The 18,216-nt window shown below is 66.7% G+C and carries 20 protein-coding genes; 11 read left to right on the top strand and 9 right to left on the bottom strand.

What is annotated here, in order from left to right:
• Nucleotides 1-9: 9 nt before the first annotated feature.
• The 7 genes from ACFVH5_RS03610 to ACFVH5_RS03580 form a co-directional block, all read right to left on the bottom strand.
• Nucleotides 10-2,238, bottom strand: a complete 2,229-nt coding sequence (locus ACFVH5_RS03610) for an ArnT family glycosyltransferase (RefSeq protein WP_385831757.1) — start codon at nucleotides 2,236-2,238, stop codon at nucleotides 10-12.
• A complete protein-coding gene (locus ACFVH5_RS03605; RefSeq protein ID WP_385831755.1) occupies nucleotides 2,235-3,713 on the bottom strand; it encodes a glycosyltransferase in 1,479 nt (492 codons plus the stop codon). The genes ACFVH5_RS03610 and ACFVH5_RS03605 overlap by 4 nt, the downstream gene beginning before the upstream one ends.
• Before the next feature lie 14 nt (nucleotides 3,714-3,727).
• A complete protein-coding gene (locus ACFVH5_RS03600) occupies nucleotides 3,728-5,401 on the bottom strand; it encodes a sensor histidine kinase (protein ID WP_385831753.1) in 1,674 nt (557 codons plus the stop codon).
• A complete protein-coding gene (locus ACFVH5_RS03595) occupies nucleotides 5,398-6,138 on the bottom strand; it encodes a response regulator transcription factor (RefSeq protein WP_210881354.1) in 741 nt (246 codons plus the stop codon). Before ACFVH5_RS03595 ends, ACFVH5_RS03600 begins: the two co-directional genes overlap by 4 nt.
• A gap of 216 nt (nucleotides 6,139-6,354) precedes the next feature.
• Nucleotides 6,355-7,272 (bottom strand): amidohydrolase family protein, encoded by a 918-nt coding sequence (locus tag ACFVH5_RS03590; protein WP_385831751.1) that lies wholly within the window; start codon nucleotides 7,270-7,272, stop codon nucleotides 6,355-6,357.
• Between the two features lie 129 nt (nucleotides 7,273-7,401).
• Nucleotides 7,402-8,292, bottom strand: a complete 891-nt coding sequence (locus ACFVH5_RS03585) for a DUF2797 domain-containing protein (RefSeq protein WP_385831749.1) — start codon at nucleotides 8,290-8,292, stop codon at nucleotides 7,402-7,404.
• Entirely contained in the window at nucleotides 8,292-8,672 is a 381-nt protein-coding gene (locus tag ACFVH5_RS03580) for an HGxxPAAW family protein (protein WP_385831747.1), read from the bottom strand. The genes ACFVH5_RS03585 and ACFVH5_RS03580 overlap by 1 nt, the downstream gene beginning before the upstream one ends.
• A 185-nt stretch (nucleotides 8,673-8,857) precedes the next feature.
• Between ACFVH5_RS03580 and ACFVH5_RS03575 the strand changes: the two genes are divergently transcribed.
• The 5 genes from ACFVH5_RS03575 to ACFVH5_RS03555 all read left to right on the top strand — a co-directional run bounded on the left by ACFVH5_RS03575 (nucleotide 8,858) and on the right by ACFVH5_RS03555 (nucleotide 13,454).
• Nucleotides 8,858-9,289 (top strand): MarR family winged helix-turn-helix transcriptional regulator, encoded by a 432-nt coding sequence (locus ACFVH5_RS03575; RefSeq protein WP_385831834.1) that lies wholly within the window; start codon nucleotides 8,858-8,860, stop codon nucleotides 9,287-9,289.
• A gap of 569 nt (nucleotides 9,290-9,858) precedes the next feature.
• A complete protein-coding gene (locus ACFVH5_RS03570) occupies nucleotides 9,859-10,209 on the top strand; it encodes a hypothetical protein (RefSeq protein ID WP_385831745.1) in 351 nt (116 codons plus the stop codon).
• Nucleotides 10,206-10,799, top strand: coding sequence for a helix-turn-helix domain-containing protein (locus ACFVH5_RS03565; protein ID WP_385831742.1), 594 nt, complete (start codon nucleotides 10,206-10,208; stop codon nucleotides 10,797-10,799). The genes ACFVH5_RS03570 and ACFVH5_RS03565 overlap by 4 nt, the downstream gene beginning before the upstream one ends.
• Entirely contained in the window at nucleotides 10,796-11,254 is a 459-nt protein-coding gene (locus ACFVH5_RS03560) for a hypothetical protein (RefSeq protein ID WP_385831741.1), read from the top strand. Before ACFVH5_RS03565 ends, ACFVH5_RS03560 begins: the two co-directional genes overlap by 4 nt.
• Before the next feature lie 1,135 nt (nucleotides 11,255-12,389).
• Nucleotides 12,390-13,454, top strand: a complete 1,065-nt coding sequence (locus ACFVH5_RS03555) for a hypothetical protein (protein ID WP_385831739.1) — start codon at nucleotides 12,390-12,392, stop codon at nucleotides 13,452-13,454.
• A 51-nt stretch (nucleotides 13,455-13,505) separates the two neighbouring features.
• Here ACFVH5_RS03555 and ACFVH5_RS03550 read toward each other — a convergent pair whose 3' ends face one another.
• Together ACFVH5_RS03550 and ACFVH5_RS03545 are read right to left on the bottom strand one after the other, a co-directional pair.
• Nucleotides 13,506-13,997, bottom strand: coding sequence for a hypothetical protein (locus ACFVH5_RS03550; RefSeq protein WP_385831737.1), 492 nt, complete (start codon nucleotides 13,995-13,997; stop codon nucleotides 13,506-13,508).
• Between the two features lie 317 nt (nucleotides 13,998-14,314).
• Nucleotides 14,315-15,160 (bottom strand): sigma factor-like helix-turn-helix DNA-binding protein, encoded by an 846-nt coding sequence (locus ACFVH5_RS03545; protein ID WP_385831735.1) that lies wholly within the window; start codon nucleotides 15,158-15,160, stop codon nucleotides 14,315-14,317.
• Nucleotides 15,161-15,620: 460 nt separating this feature from the next.
• Between ACFVH5_RS03545 and ACFVH5_RS03540 the strand changes: the two genes are divergently transcribed.
• The 6 genes from ACFVH5_RS03540 to ACFVH5_RS03515 are packed head-to-tail and all read left to right on the top strand — an operon-like array spanning nucleotide 15,621 to nucleotide 18,213.
• A complete protein-coding gene (locus tag ACFVH5_RS03540) occupies nucleotides 15,621-15,887 on the top strand; it encodes a DUF6284 family protein (RefSeq protein ID WP_385831733.1) in 267 nt (88 codons plus the stop codon).
• Nucleotides 15,884-16,327: a Pycsar system effector family protein gene (locus tag ACFVH5_RS03535; protein WP_385831731.1), complete on the top strand. Its 444-nt coding sequence runs from the start codon at nucleotides 15,884-15,886 to the stop codon at nucleotides 16,325-16,327. Before ACFVH5_RS03540 ends, ACFVH5_RS03535 begins: the two co-directional genes overlap by 4 nt.
• Entirely contained in the window at nucleotides 16,324-16,620 is a 297-nt protein-coding gene (locus ACFVH5_RS03530) for a hypothetical protein (protein WP_385831729.1), read from the top strand. Before ACFVH5_RS03535 ends, ACFVH5_RS03530 begins: the two co-directional genes overlap by 4 nt.
• A complete protein-coding gene (locus tag ACFVH5_RS03525) occupies nucleotides 16,617-17,507 on the top strand; it encodes a DUF2637 domain-containing protein (protein ID WP_385831727.1) in 891 nt (296 codons plus the stop codon). Before ACFVH5_RS03530 ends, ACFVH5_RS03525 begins: the two co-directional genes overlap by 4 nt.
• Nucleotides 17,504-17,896 (top strand): RRQRL motif-containing zinc-binding protein, encoded by a 393-nt coding sequence (locus ACFVH5_RS03520; protein ID WP_385831724.1) that lies wholly within the window; start codon nucleotides 17,504-17,506, stop codon nucleotides 17,894-17,896. The genes ACFVH5_RS03525 and ACFVH5_RS03520 overlap by 4 nt, the downstream gene beginning before the upstream one ends.
• Complete coding sequence (locus ACFVH5_RS03515; RefSeq protein ID WP_385831722.1) at nucleotides 17,896-18,213, top strand: hypothetical protein; 318 nt, start codon at nucleotides 17,896-17,898, stop codon at nucleotides 18,211-18,213. The genes ACFVH5_RS03520 and ACFVH5_RS03515 overlap by 1 nt, the downstream gene beginning before the upstream one ends.
• The last annotated feature ends 3 nt before the right edge of the window (nucleotides 18,214-18,216 follow it).

Raw genomic sequence — 18,216 nt, 5'->3', positions numbered from 1 at the left:
GTGGGTACGTCAGCTGCTCGTGGCCTGCGTCAGGTCGTAGAAGGTGGACGACCCCACCGTCACCTCCTTGAAGTTCTTCTGCACCCACTCGCTGATCCGGGTCCCGGTGCCGGAGCTGTCGCTGCCGCCACCGCCGCCCATGGAGCCGGACGAGATGAAGTAGTGGATCTTCCCGTCCGCCACGTACTTCTTGAACTGGGCGAGCGTCGGCGACGGGTCACTGCCGTTGAAGCCGCCGATCGCCATCACCGGGTCGCCGGTGGAGAGCTGGTAGCTCGCCGCGTTCTGCGAGCCGATGGCCGCCGCCGCCCAGGTGTAGTCACCGGAATTCTTCTCCAGGAGCGCCTTGGCCTCGGAGCTGACGGTCGCGCCGTTGAGCAGACCGCCCATACCGCCGCCACCGCCGCCGCCCATCCCGCCACCGTCACCGGTGCCGCCGGCGGTACCGCCACCCGGCTGGGTCTGGCCGTTCTGGCCGTTCTGACCCGTCTGACCATTGCCGTTCTGCTGGCCCTGCTGGCCGTTGCCGCCCGGCATACCGCCGGTCGGGGGCCGGCCCATGCCGCCGCCCTGCTGGTTCTGGCCGGTGCCGCCCTGCCGGTTGCCGCCCGGCATCCCGCCACCGCCGCCACCGGGACCGCCGCCCATGCCACCGCCGGGGCCGCCGCGACCGCCCGAGACCGAGGGCCCCGCCGTGACGATCGAACCGCTGTGCCCCTCGTTCAGCGTGGTCAGCGTGTACGCCGTCGGGCCCGCGAGAGCCGCGACGAAGCTGAGCCCGACCACCGCGAGGGACAGCCTGCGCCCCAGCCGCGCGATGAAGATCAGGCCGAGTGCCGCGACCAGACCGCCGACCAGGACCAGCCACTTGAGCCAGGGCAGGTAGTCGGAGGAACGGTTCAGAAGGACGTAACCCCAGACCGCGGTGGCCGTGGCTGTGGCCGCCATGGTGAGCGAGATCCACATCCGGCCGCGCTCTTCCCACAACACGCTCGCGCCCATGCCGACCACGGCGGCGACGTACGGGGCGAGGGCCACGGTGTAGTACTCGTGGAAAATGCCCTGCATGAAGCTGAAGACCACCATGGTGATCAGCAGCGAGCCGCCCCAGGCGAGGAACGCGGCACGGGCCGTGTCGGTCCGCCGGGCCTTCCAGGTCAGGGCGATGCCCGCGGCGAGCACGATCAGCGCGGCCGGGATCAGCCAGGAGATCTGGCCGCCGATGGACGAGCTGAACATCCGGTCCCAGCCGGTCTCGCCCCAGCCGCCGCCCCCGACACTGCCGGTCTCCTCGCCGTTGATGCGGCCGAGTCCGTTGTAGCCGAAGGTTAGTTCGAGGAAGGAGTTGTTCTGCGAGCCGCCGATGTACGGGCGGGAGGACGCGGGCCACAGCTCGACCAGGGCCACCCACCAGCCGCCCGCGACGATCATCGCCAGGCCGGAGAGCAGCACCTGACCGATGCGCCTGCGCACGGTCGTGGGCGCGAAGACCGCATAGACGATCGCGAGGGGCGGCAGGATCAGGAAGGCCTGGAGGGTCTTCACCAGGAAGGCGAGCCCGACGGCGGCGCCTGCCCACAGCAGCCACTTCGTCTCGGCCTTCTCCATGGCGCGCAGGACGCAGTAGACCGTGACGGCCATCAGGAGGGCGAGGGCCGCGTCCGGGTTGTTGAAGCGGAACATCAGCGCGGCGACGGGCGTGAGCGCGAACACCGCCATGGTGAGGAAGCCGGCCGCGGGGGTGAACCGGCGGCGTACGGCCCCGTACAGCACTCCGGCCGTGGCGACGGCCATGAGGACCTGCGGGAACAGGATCGCGAAGGAGTTCAGGCCGAACAGCCGTACCGACAGGGCCATCGGCCACAGGGAGGCCGGGGGCTTGTCGACGGTGATGGCGTTGGCCGAGTCGAGCGAGCCGAAGAAGAAGGCCTTCCAGGACTGGCTGCCGGCCTGGGCCGCCGCCGAGTAGAAGGAGTTGGCGTACCCGGAGGCCGTGAGGTTCCAGGTGTAGAGCGCGCCGATCAGCAGCAGCGCGCCGAGGAACGCGGGGCGCACCCAGCGGTTGTCCTCGGGCCGCCCGCGCCACAGACGGCGTACGAAGGGCTGCTTGGGGCTGCCGTCCTCGGGGGCGGCCGGCTCCGCCGGAGTGAACGGTTCCTGTACCGCCGTCGACGCGGATGGCCTCCGACCGGGGTCGGCGGCCCCCGTATCCGGCTGCTCGTGCTGAGTCGTCGTCATCGCGGTTCCCTCGGATCGTGGTCGTTCGGGCGCACCGGCTGCAGCTGCATCGTCGGGTCCCCCCAGGTCTGGTGGTCGTACGAGGAGTCGGTCGTGCCGTACGAGGAGTTGTGCGTGCCGTACGGGGACCGCGGCGCCGTCGCGTAGACGGGCGAGGTGGGTCCGGCCGGTACGGTCGGCGGCACGTTCGGCACGGCGGGTGTGTGGGAGGCGACGACGGTCGACGGTGACTCGTCGTGCCGGTCCGGGAACACCCAGGCCCGGAAGAGCAGGAAGCGCAGCACGGTCGCCGCGAGGTTGGCGACGATCAGCACCGCGAGTTCGGTGGCGTGCGCCGGTTCGTCCGTCGCCGCGTTCAGGGCGGCGAGCGAGCCGCTGGTGAGGGCGAGTCCGATACCGAAGACGACCAGGCCCTGCGCCTGGTGCCGTACCGCGCCGCCCTTGCCGCGTACGCCGAAGGTCAGGCGCCGGTTGGCGGCGGTGTTGGCGACCGCCGAGACGAGCAGGGCGAGCGCGTTGGCGATCTGCGAACCCGAGAACGTACGGAAGCCGCTGTAGAGCACCAGGTAGAACAGCGTGGACAGGGCGCCCACGACACAGAATCCGACGAGCTGGCGGGCCAGGCCCTTCGGGACGCCGCTGATCTCACGGTCACGCGGGTCGTCCCCGAACGGCCGGGCGAGCCGGTCCAGCGCCAGTGAGCCGGTGGCGAGGGCGCGTCCCACGCGCCACACGCCCTTCAGGTCGTCGGTCGCGGTCTTCACGATGTGCACGGTCGAGTCCGGGTCGTCGACCCAGTCGACCGGCACCTCGTGGATGCGCAGCCCGGCCCGTTCGGCGAGGACCAGCATCTCGGTGTCGAAGAACCAGCCGGTGTCCTCGACGAGCGGCAGCAGCACCTGCGCGACATCGCGCCGGATGGCCTTGAAACCGCACTGCGCGTCGGAGAACCGGGCCTGCAGCGAGCCCCGCAGGATCAGGTTGTACGTACGGGAGATGAACTCCCGCTTGGCCCCCCGCACCACCCGCGAACTACGGGCGAGCCGCGAGCCGATCGCGAGGTCCGAGTGACCGGAGATCAGCGGGGCGACCAGCGGGAGCAGCGCGTTCAGGTCGGTGGAGAGGTCGACGTCCATGTAGGCGAGGACCGGGGCGTCCGAGGCGGACCAGACGGTCCGCAGCGCCCGGCCGCGGCCCTTCTGCTCCAGCCGGAACGATCTGACCTCGGGGAGCTCCGCCGCCAGCCGCGCCGCCACCAGGGGAGTGGTGTCCGTGGACGCGTTGTCCGCGACAGTGATGCGGAACGCGTACGGGAAGGTGCGGGAGAGGTGCTCGTGGAGTCTGAGCACACACGGCTGGAGGTCCTTCTCCTCGTTGTAGACGGGGATCACTACGTCCAGGACAGGCGTACCGGCATTTCCGGCCGGGAGGTGCTCCCGCGCCGGCAGGTTGCCGGGAGAAGGTTCGGTTCGCATGACAACGACTGTCGTCAAGCGCCCTGTTGCACCCATGTGGTCGCGCTGTGGTGTGCCTGTGAGTACGGTTGTGAATCTGTTTGAGAAATGAACGCCTCATGAGAATGGGGCGCTTGAGGGGCCGGCGCGGGCAGATGCACGGTAAAAACAGTGTGTCCGGGGACGCTGTCGACGGTCACCGCACCGCCGTGCGCGGCCGCGACGGCCTGCACGATGGCGAGCCCGAGCCCGGTCGACCCGGAGGCGCGTGAACGCGACGAGTCGCCGCGCGCGAACCGCTCGAAGACGTGCGGCAGGAGGTCCGGCGGGATGCCCTGTCCGTCGTCCTGGACGTCCACGCAGACCCAGGCCCCTTGGCGGCGCACGCGTGCGGTCACCGTCGTACCGGGTGGTGTGTGGGTACGCGCGTTCGCGAACAGGTTCACCATGACCTGCTGGACGCGGGCCGCGTCGGCCATCACCAGCGCGGGCTCATCGGGCAGCTCAAGACGCCAGTTGTGCTCGCGGCCGGCCGCGCGGGCGTCGCTCACGGCGTCCACGACCAGCGGAGAGAGGTCGGTGTGCTCGTAACTGAGCGGCCGTCCGGCGTCCAGGCGCGCGAGCAGCAGCAGGTCCTCGACGAGCCCCGTCATCCGCCCGGCCTCGGACTCGATCCGGCCCAGCGCGTGCCGGGTGTCGGGCCCGGTCTCCTCGCGTCCACGTCTGGTCAGCTCGGCGTACCCGCGGATGGACGCGAGGGGTGTACGCAGCTCGTGGCTGGCGTCCGCCACGAACTGCCGTACGCGGGTCTCGCTCTCCTGGCGCGCGTGCAGGGCGCCCTGGACGTGGTCGAGCATGCGGTTGAGCGCGGCCCCGACCTGCCCGACCTCGGTGTGCGGATCGGTCTCGGACTCGGCGACGCGCTCGTTGAGGGTCACCTCGCCGGTGTGCAGGGGCAGTTCGGAGACCCGGGTGGCGGTGGAGGCGACCTTGCGGAGGGGGCGGAGGGCCACGGTGACGATGGTGGCGCCGGCGATACCGGCGGCGATCAGACCGGCCGCCGTGACGCTCACCTCGACGAGGATCAGGGTGTTGATGGTGCTGGTGACGGACTCGGTGGGCAGGGCGATGTAGAAGCTGCCCTTGCCGCCGCTGACGTACATGACGCGGTACTCGCCCATGCCCGGGATGTCGACGGTGTGCTTGCCGGTCTTGGACACGGAACCGAGCGCGGCCTTCGCCGCGTCGCTGAGGTTCTTGGAGCCCATCTGGTCGAAGGCGCCGTCCGAGGACTTCTCCACGGCTACGACAGCCCTGGTGATTCCTCCGTCGCTGCCGACCTCGGCGGCGATGGTGTCCTTCTGCGTCGGCCCCTTGGTGACGAACTCCGCGAGCCTGTCGTCCGTCGAGGAGCCGCCGGAGTACCCCGGCGACGAGCCGCCGCCGTTCGGGTTCCTGGGCAACTCCCCCGGCGGTGGGCCCCCGGCACGCTCGGCGGCGTCGGTGACCTGGCTGTCCAGCTGCTTGTACAGGTGCTGCTGCAGGGCGATCGTCGTGACCGTGCCGATCACCGCGCAGACCACCGCGATCAGCGCGACCGCCGAGACGACGAGCCGCGTCCGCAGCGTCCGAGGCTGCCGGCGCCGCGGCGCGCGCGGGGCCCCGGACTGCCGGCGCCGCTGCGTACGCGGTCGTCGTCGCCCGCTCACGACGTCGCGGGCTTGATCAGGTAACCGGCGCCGCGCCGGGTGTGGATCATCGGCTCACGGCCGGCGTCTATCTTGCGGCGCAGATACGAGATGTAGAGCTCGACGACGTTGGCCTGCCCGCCGAAGTCGTACGACCACACGCGGTCGAGTATCTGCGCCTTGCTGAGCACCCGGCGCGGATTGCGCATCAGGAACCGCAGCAGCTCGAACTCGGTCGCGGTGAGGTGGATGCCGTCACCGGCGCGCGACACCTCGTGGCTGTCCTCGTCCAGGGTGAGATCGCCGACGACGAGCACCGAGTCGGAGCGGCGGTCGGCGGCACCGGAACGGCGGATGAGACCGCGCAACCGTGCCACGACCTCCTCCAGGCTGAAGGGCTTGGTGACGTAGTCGTCGCCGCCGGCCGTCAGCCCCGCGATCCGGTCCTCGACCGCGTCCTTCGCGGTCAGGAAGAGAACGGGCACGTCGGGCAGCTCACGGCGCAGCCGGCCGAGGACGGCGAGCCCGTCCATGTCGGGCAGCATCATGTCGAGAACGACGGCGTCGGGCCGGAACTCACGGGCGGTCTGCACCGCACCGGTCCCGTCCGCCGCGCTGCGGATCTGCCACCCTTCGTAGCGAAGGGCCATGGACAGCAGCTCGGTGATCGACAGCTCGTCGTCCACGACAAGCACGCGGACGGGGCTCCCGTCCGGCCTCAGCAGTTCGGTGCGCCCCTGGGGCGAGGTCGTGGTCATAGCCAACACATTGGTGGGCCGCCCTGAGAGCACCCTTTCGGGAACCTGTGAATACCCTGAGAAACACACAGCCGCCTCTCAGGGAACACGGGGGAACCTCTCGGACCCGGTACGGGACGAGCGGCTCCGGTGCTCGTGCGGGCGGGCCCGGCTTCGTACGGGCGGATCCGGCCCTCGTACAGGCGGGTCCGGCCCTCGTACGGGCGGGTCCGGCGCTCACAGCCCGAACAGCCGTGCCCCGTTGTCGTGACAGACCGCGCGCAGCCAGTCCTCCCCGAGCCCGAGCCGCTCCAGCGCCCGCAGCTGATGCTCGTACGGGTAGGGGATGTTGGGAAAGTCGGTGCCGAGCAGAATCCGGTCACCGAGACCGGCGAGGCGGGGGAGCGCGCGTCGGGGGAACGGTGCGAACTCCTCGCTGAAGTCCGTGAACGCCATCGTCGTGTCCAGCCGCACCTCCCCGAACCGCTCGGCGAGGTCGAGGAAGTCCTCGTACTCCGTCATCCCCATGTGCGCGATCACCAGCCGCAGCCGCGGATGCCGCGCGAGCACCCGCCCGACCGGCTCGGGCCCGGTGTGCTTGCCGGGCGAGGGCCCGGAACCGCAGTGGATCACGACAGGGGTGCCCGCCTCGGCGAGCACTCCCCAGGCCGGATCGAGAAGCGCGTCGGCGGGGTCGTACGCCCCCACCTGGACGTGCGCCTTGAAGACCCGCGCTCCGTCGTCGAGCGCCCTGCTCACGTACTCCGCCACGCCCGGCTCCGGGAACAGCGTCGCTGTGTGGAGGCAGTCGGGGGTACGGCGGGCGAAGTCGACCGCCCACTGGTTCAGCCACTCGGCCATGCCCGGCTTGTGCGGGTAGAGCATGGCGGTGAAGGCACGCACGCCGAACTCCCGCAGCATCCCGAGCCGTTCGTCCTCCTCGGCCCGGTAGGTGATGGGCCACTCGACACCGCCGGTGAGCGGCCCGAGCCCGTCGAAGTACGCCCAGACCTTCTTCAGCACGGACTCGGGCATGAAGTGCGTGTGGACGTCGACGAGCCCGGGAAGACCGAGGCCTTCCCAGAACCGCCGTACGCCGACGACCTCCCCCGCTGCGTCCATCCTGGCTTCCGCCCTCTCCGTGTCGTCACTCATGCCCACGCTCGGAACCGTGGCTCCGCTCGACCTTGGCGACGTGCAACGTATAGCGCCGACACCCCGTGGCACCCCTGCCCCTCAACACCTCAACACCTCAACCCCTCACCCCTTCAGCTCTTCAGCTCTTCAGAAGAGCCCGTCCTGAACTCCCCCGAACTCCCGCACGGGCACGGTGACGTCCCCGCGCTCCCCCGCCCCGGTCGCACCGGTCCCTCCGGTCACCCCGATCAGTTCCCACCCGGTCATGAGCCGCGTATCGAGCACGACGACCCCCCGCCCGGTCAGCAGATGCAGATCGGGCCCGGCGGCGGCGACCAGTTCACCCCGCACGACACCTCCCGGCACCAGCTCGCTGACGACGGCCACGGCCGGCGGCAGCCCGTCGAGCCCGAACGCGTCCGTGTGATCGACGGCCTCGAACGGCATCCGCTGCAAGGCGTCCGGCCACCCGTCCAGCCCCACGGCGAGGGCGTGCAGTTCCCGCACCTCCGCCGCCCGTACGCCCCTCTCCGGCAACGCACTCCGCACGGCCCGCTTGGCGTCGTACGCGATCCGGTCCGGCACCCCCAGCGCCGTACGCAGCAACTCCTCACTGCGCCGGGCGGACATCAGCGGCCCCCGCCCGAGCCAGGTGAAGGCGACGGCGCCCTGCTCCAGCAACCGGGCCGACCCGCGCTCGACGGCGGTGATCCCCACCTTGACCATCCCGGGTCCGAACCACGCCAGATAGACGGAGTAGGGCCGGGGGTCGTCGGCGATGGTGTCCGCCGCGACGGAGTGGGCCCGGTCCAGCCGTGCGCACTCCTCGCAGCGGGCCCCGACACTGCGCCCGGACACCGCGGCCCCCGCGAAACAGCTGTGCCCCCGCGCTCCCACACACCGCCGCTCCCCCTCGCCCACAACGGCGAACGCGACCTGCTTCCCCCACGGCAACACACTGCGACGCCCCCCGTCCCAGACCAGCGCAGGCCCCGCCCCGCCCCACCGAAGCCCGCTGCATCTCCACACCTGTGCCATCACTGACGAGCGTAGGGGCCGGCACTGACAGTGGGGGTGCGGCCGACGACCACCGGATCGAGGTCGGCCATCGGACTCCGGCGCCCTCGCCCGGCCAGCCGGCACCCGAAGCAGCCGGGATGCCCGTTCCGCGCGGCACGATCCCGTACACGCCAGCCCCGCTCCGCCGACGGCCTGATCCCGGGCGGCTTGCCCCAGCCGGCCAGATGGAGTCCCCAGGTCACCAGCGCGCTGAGCCCCACGACTCCGAGCCCCAGCCAGATTCCGGACCCGGACCCGAGACACATGCCCACCCCGGCGGCCGATGTCCCCACCACGGCTATGCCACAGCCCGTCCATCCGGCAAGGGTGTGCCCTTCGTCATGCTGATGCCCGCTCATGTGCGTACCTCCGGCCGACCGACGCCTACAATCTCTTAGCAAGTAAGAGAATTTATCTCACACGCTAAGGGAATATCCGGATGTCGGCCACCGAGAAGAGCAAGAGGGCTGGTCAGGGGCCGGAGAACAGCGCGGGTGGCGGCAGTCTCCGCCCCCCGGCAACCCCGGAGGAGACCCTGTCGGCGATGGACGGCCTCATCGCCACGAGCATGGTCGCCCAGCACGAGATGGCTCAGCGCTTGGGCCTGAACGTCTCCGACCTGACCTGCTTCGGCTACGTCCTGGGCGCCGGCGAGGAACTCCTCACGGCGGGCGACCTGGCAGGCAGGCTTCACGTGACCACGGGCGCGGTGACCGGCATCGTCAACCGCCTGGAACGCGCGGGCTACGTCACCCGCCGCCCGGACCCGGCCGACCGCCGCCGCGTACGTATCGCCGCGCTGCCCACCGCGGTCGCCCGCGTCACCGCGCTCTACGGCCCGTACTACGCCCGCCTGGCGGAGCAGTTCGACGACTACTCACCCACCGAGATCGCGGTCCTGAACGACTGGTTCACCAGAACGGCCGAACTCATGACCGCCCACCTGGACGAGACCCGCCAGAACCCAACGCTCTGACGCTCCCCGACAAAAGAAGCCCCGGACTCAACGTCCAGGGCTTCTCACCCGCGTGCGCTCGGCAAGATTCGAACCCGCGGCCTTCCGAATGTGAACTACTGAGAATGAAACTGCAGTTGAGACTGAGGTACCGGAGGTTCGTCAACATCGATCGCCGAGCACCAAGCGACCATTCGACCGCAGAGGGCGTGTGCGAAACGGTCAATGGCGAACGCAGTCATGAGCGGTACGAGCAACAGGGGATGCCGCTCAGCCAAGTTCCCGACAGAAGCAGGGACACCGCCTCACCCGATCTAGCGACGTTGGACGATCGCTCTCACAACACCCTTATCGCTCGCTACGGTTACCGTCTAGCCACACAGTGTGGCTGCACTTCCGGGTGGGTATAGGGCGCCAAAAGGTGACGTAGTGCCGACATTGATCGCCCTGGGCCAATTGGATCAAGTTAGGTAAAGCTTAGCTCCTACGTCTTGTTGACCCTTGGGGTGGAGGGTACAGTCATAACTGGACTGAATCGCGAGGAGTGCGGAGAGTGTGGGCGGATCATTTATGAAGATGGTCAGCGACACTTGATCGAGGCGGCCAGGGTATCGGACGGAACTAATCCATGCGATGAGTTCTTAAGCGGCCTGGAAGCGTCGAAGCGAAAGAAAGACCGTGAACGGCTCGCAAACACGCTCATCGTGTTGGAAGATTTCGCCCACCGTCGTGAGTTATGTTTTCCGCGCGAGACGAACAATCTCGTGGGGGGCATCAAGGAACTCAAGGCGGGCGATGTTCGACTTCCATTCTTTGACGTCGAAGGAACACGCGTGGGAGCGGTAAGAATCACGCATGGCTTCATCAAGAGAACGCCCCGGGCCCCACGCAAGGAAATCAACAGGGCGGTATGGGTTCGAGAGGAGGATTCGAAATCATGAAGTCGTTGTACGACCGATTTGCCAGTAGCGAGGACGGCGCTCAACTTCTAGCAGCAGCGAGACTGCGCCATGAGACCCTTCGAGTTCTTCAAAGAGCTCTCAGCGCCTGCGGACTGAACCAGTCTCAACTGGCGGACCGTCTCGGTATCAAGAAGTCCGCAGTGAGCCAGGTGTTCCGTGGGGACGGAAATCTCCGCATCACCACCATCGCGCAGTACCTCAACGCCATGGGGTACGAACTCGATATACGCGTAGTGGCCGCAGGAGAACCACGCAAAGCAGTCGTGGAAGGGCGTGAGGTGGTTCCCGCCCTCACGCAGGACTGGATCGAAACGGACACAGGCTGCGGTACCTCGTGCACGCCAGAAATAGAGCGCATGCGCTTCTCGACCGTGCAACACGCAGGTCCTGAACGCATAAAAGTACGGTTCACTCCCGGTGAGCTGAGCTCCACTCTGGTCGAGATGCGCTCGACAACCACCAGTTATGGCACTGGCGAAGCCCTGTACGAAGGCCCCACAGAGGTGACCAAGCCCGCGCTCTTCTCGGACCAGGATTTTCACCCGCTCCGAAGCGGGGCGAATTCGTGACGGACCGCGTGGAGAACCTGGAGGGGCTGACAAAGTTTGTAGCACAGGTTGATCTTCGCGGGGTGGTCGCGCAGGAGTGTCATGCCGTGAGGCATTCCGGTGAGGCACCTGCGCGTGCTGAGGTATCTCTGGATACGGAGCTGTCACATCGACCCAACAGTGTCGACTACCGCTTCACCCTGAAATGCCAAGCACTTACCGAGGAAGACAGCGCTGTAGCGGACATCTCCGTAGTATTGCTGACCAGTTTCACGTTCAGCGGGGACGAAGCGGAAGAATCCGTGTATCAGGATTTCGGAGCAAACGTAGCGATCATGACGGCGTATCCATACCTGCGCCAAAATGTTCATGATCTCGCAGCGCGTATCGGCCTGATCAACTTCACACTCGGTTTACTGAAACAGCCGAACAGAGCACAAGGATTCTCGATCATTGCTACCGCGACTCCGCAATAGCAATCAATAGTAATACTGCAGCAAATACTGCTGCGCCGGCATCCAGAAAAGTCGCCTGGCAGCAGCGCAACATGTGGAGCCGCGGGGGCGACCGCCACAGCACCCGAGCGGCCAAGCGGCCGATCCTCCTGCCGCCCAAGTGAGCCGCCAAGCAGCAAGCAGCGGCCCTTCTGGCACCGTTCTCCCACCGAGCACCCCGGGAGCCTCGGGTGGCCGGGCCGAGACCCACGGGTCCCAGGAGTACGGGAGCGAGAAACGGCTCGTGAGGTCGCAGCCCACGCTGGACCGCGCCGGCTCCGGACCATCCCGCTGCGGAGCACCCGGCACACGTGCAACCCGCTCCCGGGGGCGCGAAGGTGCACGCGACGAGTTGCTGCACTTCACTGCCGTACGCCCCGGAAACGTCGAAGGCCCCGGATCTCTCCGGGGCCTTCGACCTGTGTGCACTCGGCAGGATTCGAACCTGCAACCTTCTGATCCGTAGGCGGGTGCACCTCGTACCCGAAACCGAGTCGGCACACGATCTACCACTTCGCACCTAGGCCAAGCATGTCTCTGCGTCAGCCACTGTGCGCCAGCGTTGATGTCAGCCGCTGATGTCAGCCTCCCCCATTTAGCCCTTGAGAGCGGTGATCACCGCAGCTGCTGCTGCGAGTAGCCCAGTCAGCGCTGCGACCCCGGCAAGCCACAGGTCAATCCTGCTGCGCCTAGTTTCGGTAGGCTCCGCTTCTGGGGTCCCGTCTATCTTCGCCACTGCGGTACTCCATCCTTTCAGCCAGGCCGTCCTTGCCTGGCATCACGAGGTAAGCCCCGTTCCTGCCGATGAAGCGGAAGGGACGGGGCGGCGTGCACTTTGAGTGAAGCTGTCCGGGTGCCACGGCACCAACTCGGCGGACGCTTGCGGCACTTCCCGGACAGCAGCGGCCCAGTTCACCTAGGCTTCTCTTCCACCACACGGACGTTGACGGACAGCCCCGGACGCCACCGGACGCTTTCGGACGATCACGGACGCAGGCCTGGGGGGACTGTGACTAATAGCTTGGCCAGACAGCTAAGTGACTTGCGTTTGCGGGCAGGAGACCCGTCCTACAGGGAGATTGAACGCCTCCTGGAGGCACAGGGACGACGTCACCGTATGGCACGCTCAACAATCCAAGAAAAATTTTCTGGAAAGAGCCCGGCAAAGCTACAACAGGTTCTTTCATTGGTCGCAGCAATTGCCGAATACGGAAGGCTTCACGGCACCCCGCTAACCCCCCAAGAAGTAGATGAAAATTCATGGCGCGCCAAATTTGTCGCATCTAACGGCACTCATGCAAAGCCGCCACTCAAGGGGACCCTGAACCCCCCAAACCCTTCCGGGATGACAATTGCGCAAAAGTGGGATCTAGAGCCACTTGAACGTGCAGGAATGACAGATCTTGTAGATCTTATTGAGCAGTCCCAAGGCGCTCCGCCACACACTTGGATTACTCACGTTGCAAGCGAAATGCGACAGGCGGAGATGTCATGCGAGAGCCTTATGGAATGGGCAGCAAAGAGTCAACCTGCAGATGTAGTTCAATGCATCAGCGCCCTCGATCAAATTTTCCCTCTGCTAGGTAAGGACCCAACTTCTTGGACCGCATGGTCCCCAGATGGCACTGCCACTGTTTCCGTACTACTGAGACACACTGCTCGCCTACATGGAACTCGCTACGCACCAGTTATCGTTGTTGGACTACGTCGATCAAAAATCGGAGTATACGTTAGGGCATTTATTCGAAATGTCGCCTGCTGGCATCTAAAGCAAGATATCGAGGTGGCAGTAAATAATTTGAAAGCCGCGGAGCTAACTAAAGACGCCATGAACTTGCTTAGAGAATTGGGAGCGGCGCGCCAGCCAGACCGCATTATGGAAGTTGTAAGACACTTCCATGACCTTGGGAGAATGGAGGAGAGAGATGCCATATTGGGCGCCATGGCAACAGAAAGTAAACGCTTCATGGTCGGAATCCACTCCCTACACGGTGACCCGATGCTGGATAAACTGATCGGCGCAGTGCCATCTGACAAGAGAGCCGAGTATAAAGATAAACTGAATGCCAAAGGTCACGAAAGTATCGCCGCGAAAATTCCTCCCGCCCCCCAGCCACCCTCTATGCAAGGCGGCTGGGGCAACATGAATGGAGGCGGCTACAGCGACGAGCCGCCCTTTTAAGGCGCACTTCCTAAGCCGCAGAATAAAATCGTTTCCTGCGCGCAAGCCACATCACCATAGGCAGTAGGCAGCCGTCGCGTCGTCTCCAGACTTATATCGAGGCCATCGACGGCCCGTGGGATCGGTGGCCTCGATCTCTCGAACTTTCCGGATCAGATCGGCTGGCCCCTTCATATCCAGTATCGAAAACACTTCAGGCCAAGTCGCCATCTCGTACTCTGTAACAAGCCTCGATACGCCGTCAGACATGACAGCAGCAGCACGAACCTCGTTTAGTGGTGTCATGCCAGAAAAGGCATGTTCCGCCGCTTCTGAACTGGCTGCAGCAACCCAGTAACCTTCAAGGGTGTTTCGCACTTGCCTTTGAGCGAGCACGAAACGCTGAAGAGCTTCTCTATGACTTGCCGTGTTGGTTTCGTGTTGCTCGACCTCGGCTCTTAGCTCAGGAAGTACGTCATCTACCCGGAGGTCTGTGATCACCGAATAATCCCCCTCGCCGCATAGGACGATGGGGGAATCCGCGAGAACAAGATGGTCCAGCATTCCATGTCGCTGGCGAAGAATCGCGACTGTGGCCGATGGCGTACCTGGAGCACCGAGGTCGCACTCAGGATGCATTGCCGCGACTCGTTCGAGCGCCTCAGCTAGACCCTCCTTGAGGGAACACTCCGAGTCTCCCAATGCACCTACGATTTGGCCACCAAGTTGCGTGACGTACCACGGGACACCGTGACGGCATCCTGTGGTCAGGCCCGCCGTGCTCAGTCCGTCCAGCACAACTGCAAGTGCGGGTGTGCCGGCCACCCAATCCTCGTTTGGGTTGGCTCCACCAGGTTGTGTATCAAAACAGACGCGCATACTCAGCCCTCATGTCGGTACAGCGGGGTGGATCGTCGACTTTCCAGCACCTCAAGCGTGTCAGGGTCATACCTGCAGGAAATGAGGGTCGAGAAGCGACGAGTGCGCACCTCTCGATACAACTCGGCGAGGTTGTTCTCCAAGTAATGCACCACTCCGTTCGCACCGATAGCGTGGATACCAGCGACGTACAGGAACGTCCCGCGGCCATCTAGCCGTGGAAGCCGTCCGAGGTATCCGAAGTCCCCCGCTGATCCGTCCTCGTCCATCGGTGATCGGTATTCTTTTCCGGCCCTCCGATCCACTAGATGCCAGGCTCGGTCTTTCTCGAACCGTAGGTTGTCATCGCCTTCTAGCACCTGCGCAACGATGGGCGACAGCCTTGGACCGCAGATGACCACATGGTTCTCGCGGTTCAAGTTGACAATCCCGGACGGCGGGATGACCTCGTATTGCGCCTCAAGCTTCATGCCCGCCAGCAACTTGCGCAGGTGCTCAAAGTTGTCGAGGTCTTCCCTGACTACCACCGCGCTTGGTTTCTGCTCGGGGCTCTTGCCCGCCTCGTACTTGCCGCCGAGGGACACGGTAACCAAGTCCGTGCCGAAGAAGGCACGCTCGGGGGGAGGACCAGCTGATGCAAGTTGCCCGACCCGCCCGCGGCTGACTCCAAGTTTTTTCGCGATCTCAGCCTGCGTCATGCCGGACGCCTGCGCTTCCTCGATTGCTTCGCGACGGATACGCGAGAGCTCCAGGACCCATCCCTGGTAGGTCGCCATCAGGTCAATCGCTGCCTTGGCCCGGTCAACCGGGACCGCGATCTCAGAGACGCGCTGCATGTCGTTGTCCACTGTTCTCCAACCGTCGCCTAGGGGGGCTAACAGACTGTACCGCGAGAGGGGGTTGCGCGCAGCCTCGACTTTGCCTACGGTACCTAACAAGCGAGACGGCAACCCCCCCTAAGCAAGTTGGGGTGAACCCGTTGTAGCGGCCTGACCTGCCCGTTTGGGATAGCTCGCGTTCACCGGAGCCCTCTGCGGGTCGTTCCTTGAGAACTGAACAGCGTGCCTGAGGTAGTCCGTCCCACCTCTGCAAGCAAGAGGGCGGTGTGCGCGGGTTCTGTCCCGTGTGCGGTTCAGTGCGACTCGACTTTCCGCAGCTCAGTGGCTGCGGCCGGTTGCCTCCGCTGCTCGTCTCGTACGAGCAGCGCTGAGGGGAGCCGGACATCCGACTTCAACGGCGCGCGGCCCCGGTGCGGGAACACCGGGGCCGCTGTTCGGGCCGTTCCACCTGTGAGAGGAACCACGACCCATGGTGTACATCGGTGCTGTTCAGGCGGTTGTTACCGCCGACGAGTTCGACCGTGAGCCGACGGCTGCGGAGCTGGACGCGATCGAGCAGGAGATGCCCGTCATCCGGGCGGACATCGACCTGCTCGACGCGCAGATCATCACGCTGGACCGCATCCCCACCGAGCTGGACGCACGGCGTATCCGCCGGGCCCGCCGCAAGGTTCTCGCCGCTCGCCTCGCGGCGGCGAACCTGACCACGATGCGCATTCCGGGGGTGGGCGCGTGAGCACCCCGCAGACGCTCGCCGCCGCGCATGCGGAGGTGAAGGCAAAGATCGCACGGACCGACACCAAGACCGGTCTGCTGCTGGCGTTCGTCGGCGCGGTCCTCGCCGGATCGTGGACGGTCGCCAAGGATGTGCCCCTGACCGTCCCCGCGTACGTCGTGGGCGGTCTCGGCATGGGGCTGCTGGTCGTGGCGGCGGGTCTGCTGCTGCGGTCGGTCCGCCCCAACCTGCGGGGGCGCCACGGTTTTCCGCTGTGGGCCACGCTCACCGCTGAGCAAATCAGCGCCACCCTGTCCGAGGATCGGGCGGCGGACATCGCGGGGCTTTCCCGTCTCGCGGTCGCCAAGTTCACCGGCCTGCGCCGCGCGGTCGACCTCACCTGCACCGGTGGGGCCCTGCTCATCCTGGCCGCGCTGCTCGCCCTCGGGGGTGCAGCATGAGTGCCGACTCCTCCTCGCCCCGGGGTGTTGCCCTGGTGCTGATCGTGGCGGGTGCGCTGGTCATGGTGGCCGCCACCATCGCCCTGCTCATGACGCACGAGCCGCTGATGCGGTTCGTGGTCGCCGCGGGCGGGGCCGTCCAGATCCCCGGATGGCTCCTGCACCTCCTGCGCTCCCGGCCATCGGTCGGGCTGGAGATCGGTCCGGACAACGGCGATGCGGACGAGTGGATGGGCGAACGGTTCATCTGGGAGCCGGGCGACCGTGGCGAGCACGGGAGGGCCGGCCGATGAACCGCAAGGGAAAGATCCTGCTGGTGGCCGCGCTGGTCGCGGTCGTCGCCATGGCCTTTCGGGTCTCCTGGAACGCGTTGCGGGACATCGCGAGTGCGGTCGGCGCGGACGAGACGGCGGCGACGCTGTACCCGTTCGTGGTCGACGGCCTGATGGCGCTCGCCCTGATCGCAACCCTCGTGCTCACCGACGACGCGCGCAGGTTCGCGCTGCGGGTGCTGGGCACCTACACCCTCGCCTCACTCGTCCTGAACTACGTCCACGGCCTGGTGCCCGCACTGCACGCGGACGGCGTCGCGGTCGACTGGACCCGCCTCGCCGACTGGGACCCGGCGAACTGGGCTCTCGTGCTGCTCGCCACGTCGCTTCCGGTCGGCTCGATCTACTTCGGGTCCGACCTGGTCGCCAAGGTTCTCCACCACCACCCCGCCCCGATTCCGGCTCCGGTCGCGAATGCGGAGGAATCTACCGAGACCGAGAGGATTCGGTCTACGGCTGACCTGCCTGAATCGACCCCCGCGCCGATCACCGTGGCGCCGGTTCGGATGCCCGATCCGGTGACGGTTGAGTTTGTGAAGTCGACCGTCCCGCTCAAGCCGATCCCGGCCGTGGCTCCGGTGCCGGTCGCCTCGATCGCCCCGCGCCCGGTCGCCGCGGAGTCGACCCGTCCGCGTCGGGCGACCGGTCGACTCCCGCAGGCCGCCCGATCGGCCCGACCCAAGCGCACCGCCGCCGAACTGCTGGCTGAGGCGCGGAAGGTGACGGCGGGTTGGCCGGACGCGAAGGTGACGGCTGAGGGCATCCGCCGGGAGGTCCACACCTCCCCGGTCAATGCCCGGATGCTGCGCGACACCCTGCTGGCCGAACGCGCCACCCCGGCTCCGTGAGCGGCGGGGCGTTCGGCAAGTGCTACGACCCCACCGGCGCCCGCCACGGCATCCCCACCTTCCCGTGGCGTTACGCCCCGGACGGCTACGCCACCTTCCGCCAACTGAGGGCGCGCGGTCTGCGTCCCGGCGGGCAGCCGGTGGCCGCGCAGGTGCTGCGGCCCCGCTTTCGGCGGGGCCCGCTGGTCGCTCACCTCTACCGCATCGACTGCGCCAAGCCGCTGCGGCCGATGACTCCGGGCCGGTGGGCGGCGCTGGCCAAGGCCAATGCTGCGCGCCGTACCTGCCCGGCTTGTCGGTGTGATGCCGGATACGTGATCCCGCGCTCGCTCGGCGTGTGTGTGCCGTGCGCCTACCCCGACCCGCCCGCACCGGAAGGGACCACCTGATGGGCAACTCCGAACTACGCCGCCTGGAACGCGAGATCGACAAGACGAGCAAGAAGCTCGAAGCAGTCAGCCGGGGCGAGTGGTGGCCGCTCAACAGCCGCGAACGCCGCGCCATCGCCGGAGCCCTGGTCGGCGGCTCTTACCAGGTCGCCCGGGGCCGGTCCACCGGCCGCGCGGACCAGCGGTTGGAAACGGCCGGCACGGCGGCGGAGATGCGGCTGACGGCGGAGTTGACCGCGCTGCACGGCGAGCGTCAGCGCCTGATCACCGAGGCCGCCCGCGCCAAGGCCGCCAAGAAGAAATCCGGCTGGTTCTGACCA

This window comes from Streptomyces sp. NPDC127119, from assembly GCF_042677425.1.
In the GTDB taxonomy this organism is placed as follows: Bacteria; Actinomycetota; Actinomycetes; order Streptomycetales; family Streptomycetaceae; genus Streptomyces.
Note: the sequence above shows the minus strand (reverse complement) of the source record. Positions and strands in the feature narration are given on the sequence as shown.

Bases quoted from the DNA above. Each gene is read 5' to 3' on its own strand.
- ACFVH5_RS03610 (WP_385831757.1), bottom strand. From the start codon at position 2,238: ATGACGACGACTCAGCACGAGCAGCCGGATACGGGGGCCGCCGACCCC.
- ACFVH5_RS03605 (WP_385831755.1), bottom strand. From the start codon at position 3,713: ATGCGAACCGAACCTTCTCCCGGCAACCTGCCGGCGCGGGAGCACCTC.
- ACFVH5_RS03595 (WP_210881354.1), bottom strand. From the start codon at position 6,138: ATGACCACGACCTCGCCCCAGGGGCGCACCGAACTGCTGAGGCCGGAC.
- ACFVH5_RS03590 (WP_385831751.1), bottom strand. From the start codon at position 7,272: ATGAGTGACGACACGGAGAGGGCGGAAGCCAGGATGGACGCAGCGGGG.
- ACFVH5_RS03585 (WP_385831749.1), bottom strand. From the start codon at position 8,292: ATGGCACAGGTGTGGAGATGCAGCGGGCTTCGGTGGGGCGGGGCGGGG.
- ACFVH5_RS03580 (WP_385831747.1), bottom strand. From the start codon at position 8,672: ATGAGCGGGCATCAGCATGACGAAGGGCACACCCTTGCCGGATGGACG.
- ACFVH5_RS03575 (WP_385831834.1), top strand. From the start codon at position 8,858: ATGGACGGCCTCATCGCCACGAGCATGGTCGCCCAGCACGAGATGGCT.
- ACFVH5_RS03565 (WP_385831742.1), top strand. From the start codon at position 10,206: ATGAAGTCGTTGTACGACCGATTTGCCAGTAGCGAGGACGGCGCTCAA.
- ACFVH5_RS03555 (WP_385831739.1), top strand. From the start codon at position 12,390: ATGGCACGCTCAACAATCCAAGAAAAATTTTCTGGAAAGAGCCCGGCA.
- ACFVH5_RS03550 (WP_385831737.1), bottom strand. From the start codon at position 13,997: ATGCTGGACCATCTTGTTCTCGCGGATTCCCCCATCGTCCTATGCGGC.
- ACFVH5_RS03540 (WP_385831733.1), top strand. From the start codon at position 15,621: ATGGTGTACATCGGTGCTGTTCAGGCGGTTGTTACCGCCGACGAGTTC.
- ACFVH5_RS03530 (WP_385831729.1), top strand. From the start codon at position 16,324: ATGAGTGCCGACTCCTCCTCGCCCCGGGGTGTTGCCCTGGTGCTGATC.
- ACFVH5_RS03525 (WP_385831727.1), top strand. From the start codon at position 16,617: ATGAACCGCAAGGGAAAGATCCTGCTGGTGGCCGCGCTGGTCGCGGTC.
- ACFVH5_RS03515 (WP_385831722.1), top strand. From the start codon at position 17,896: ATGGGCAACTCCGAACTACGCCGCCTGGAACGCGAGATCGACAAGACG.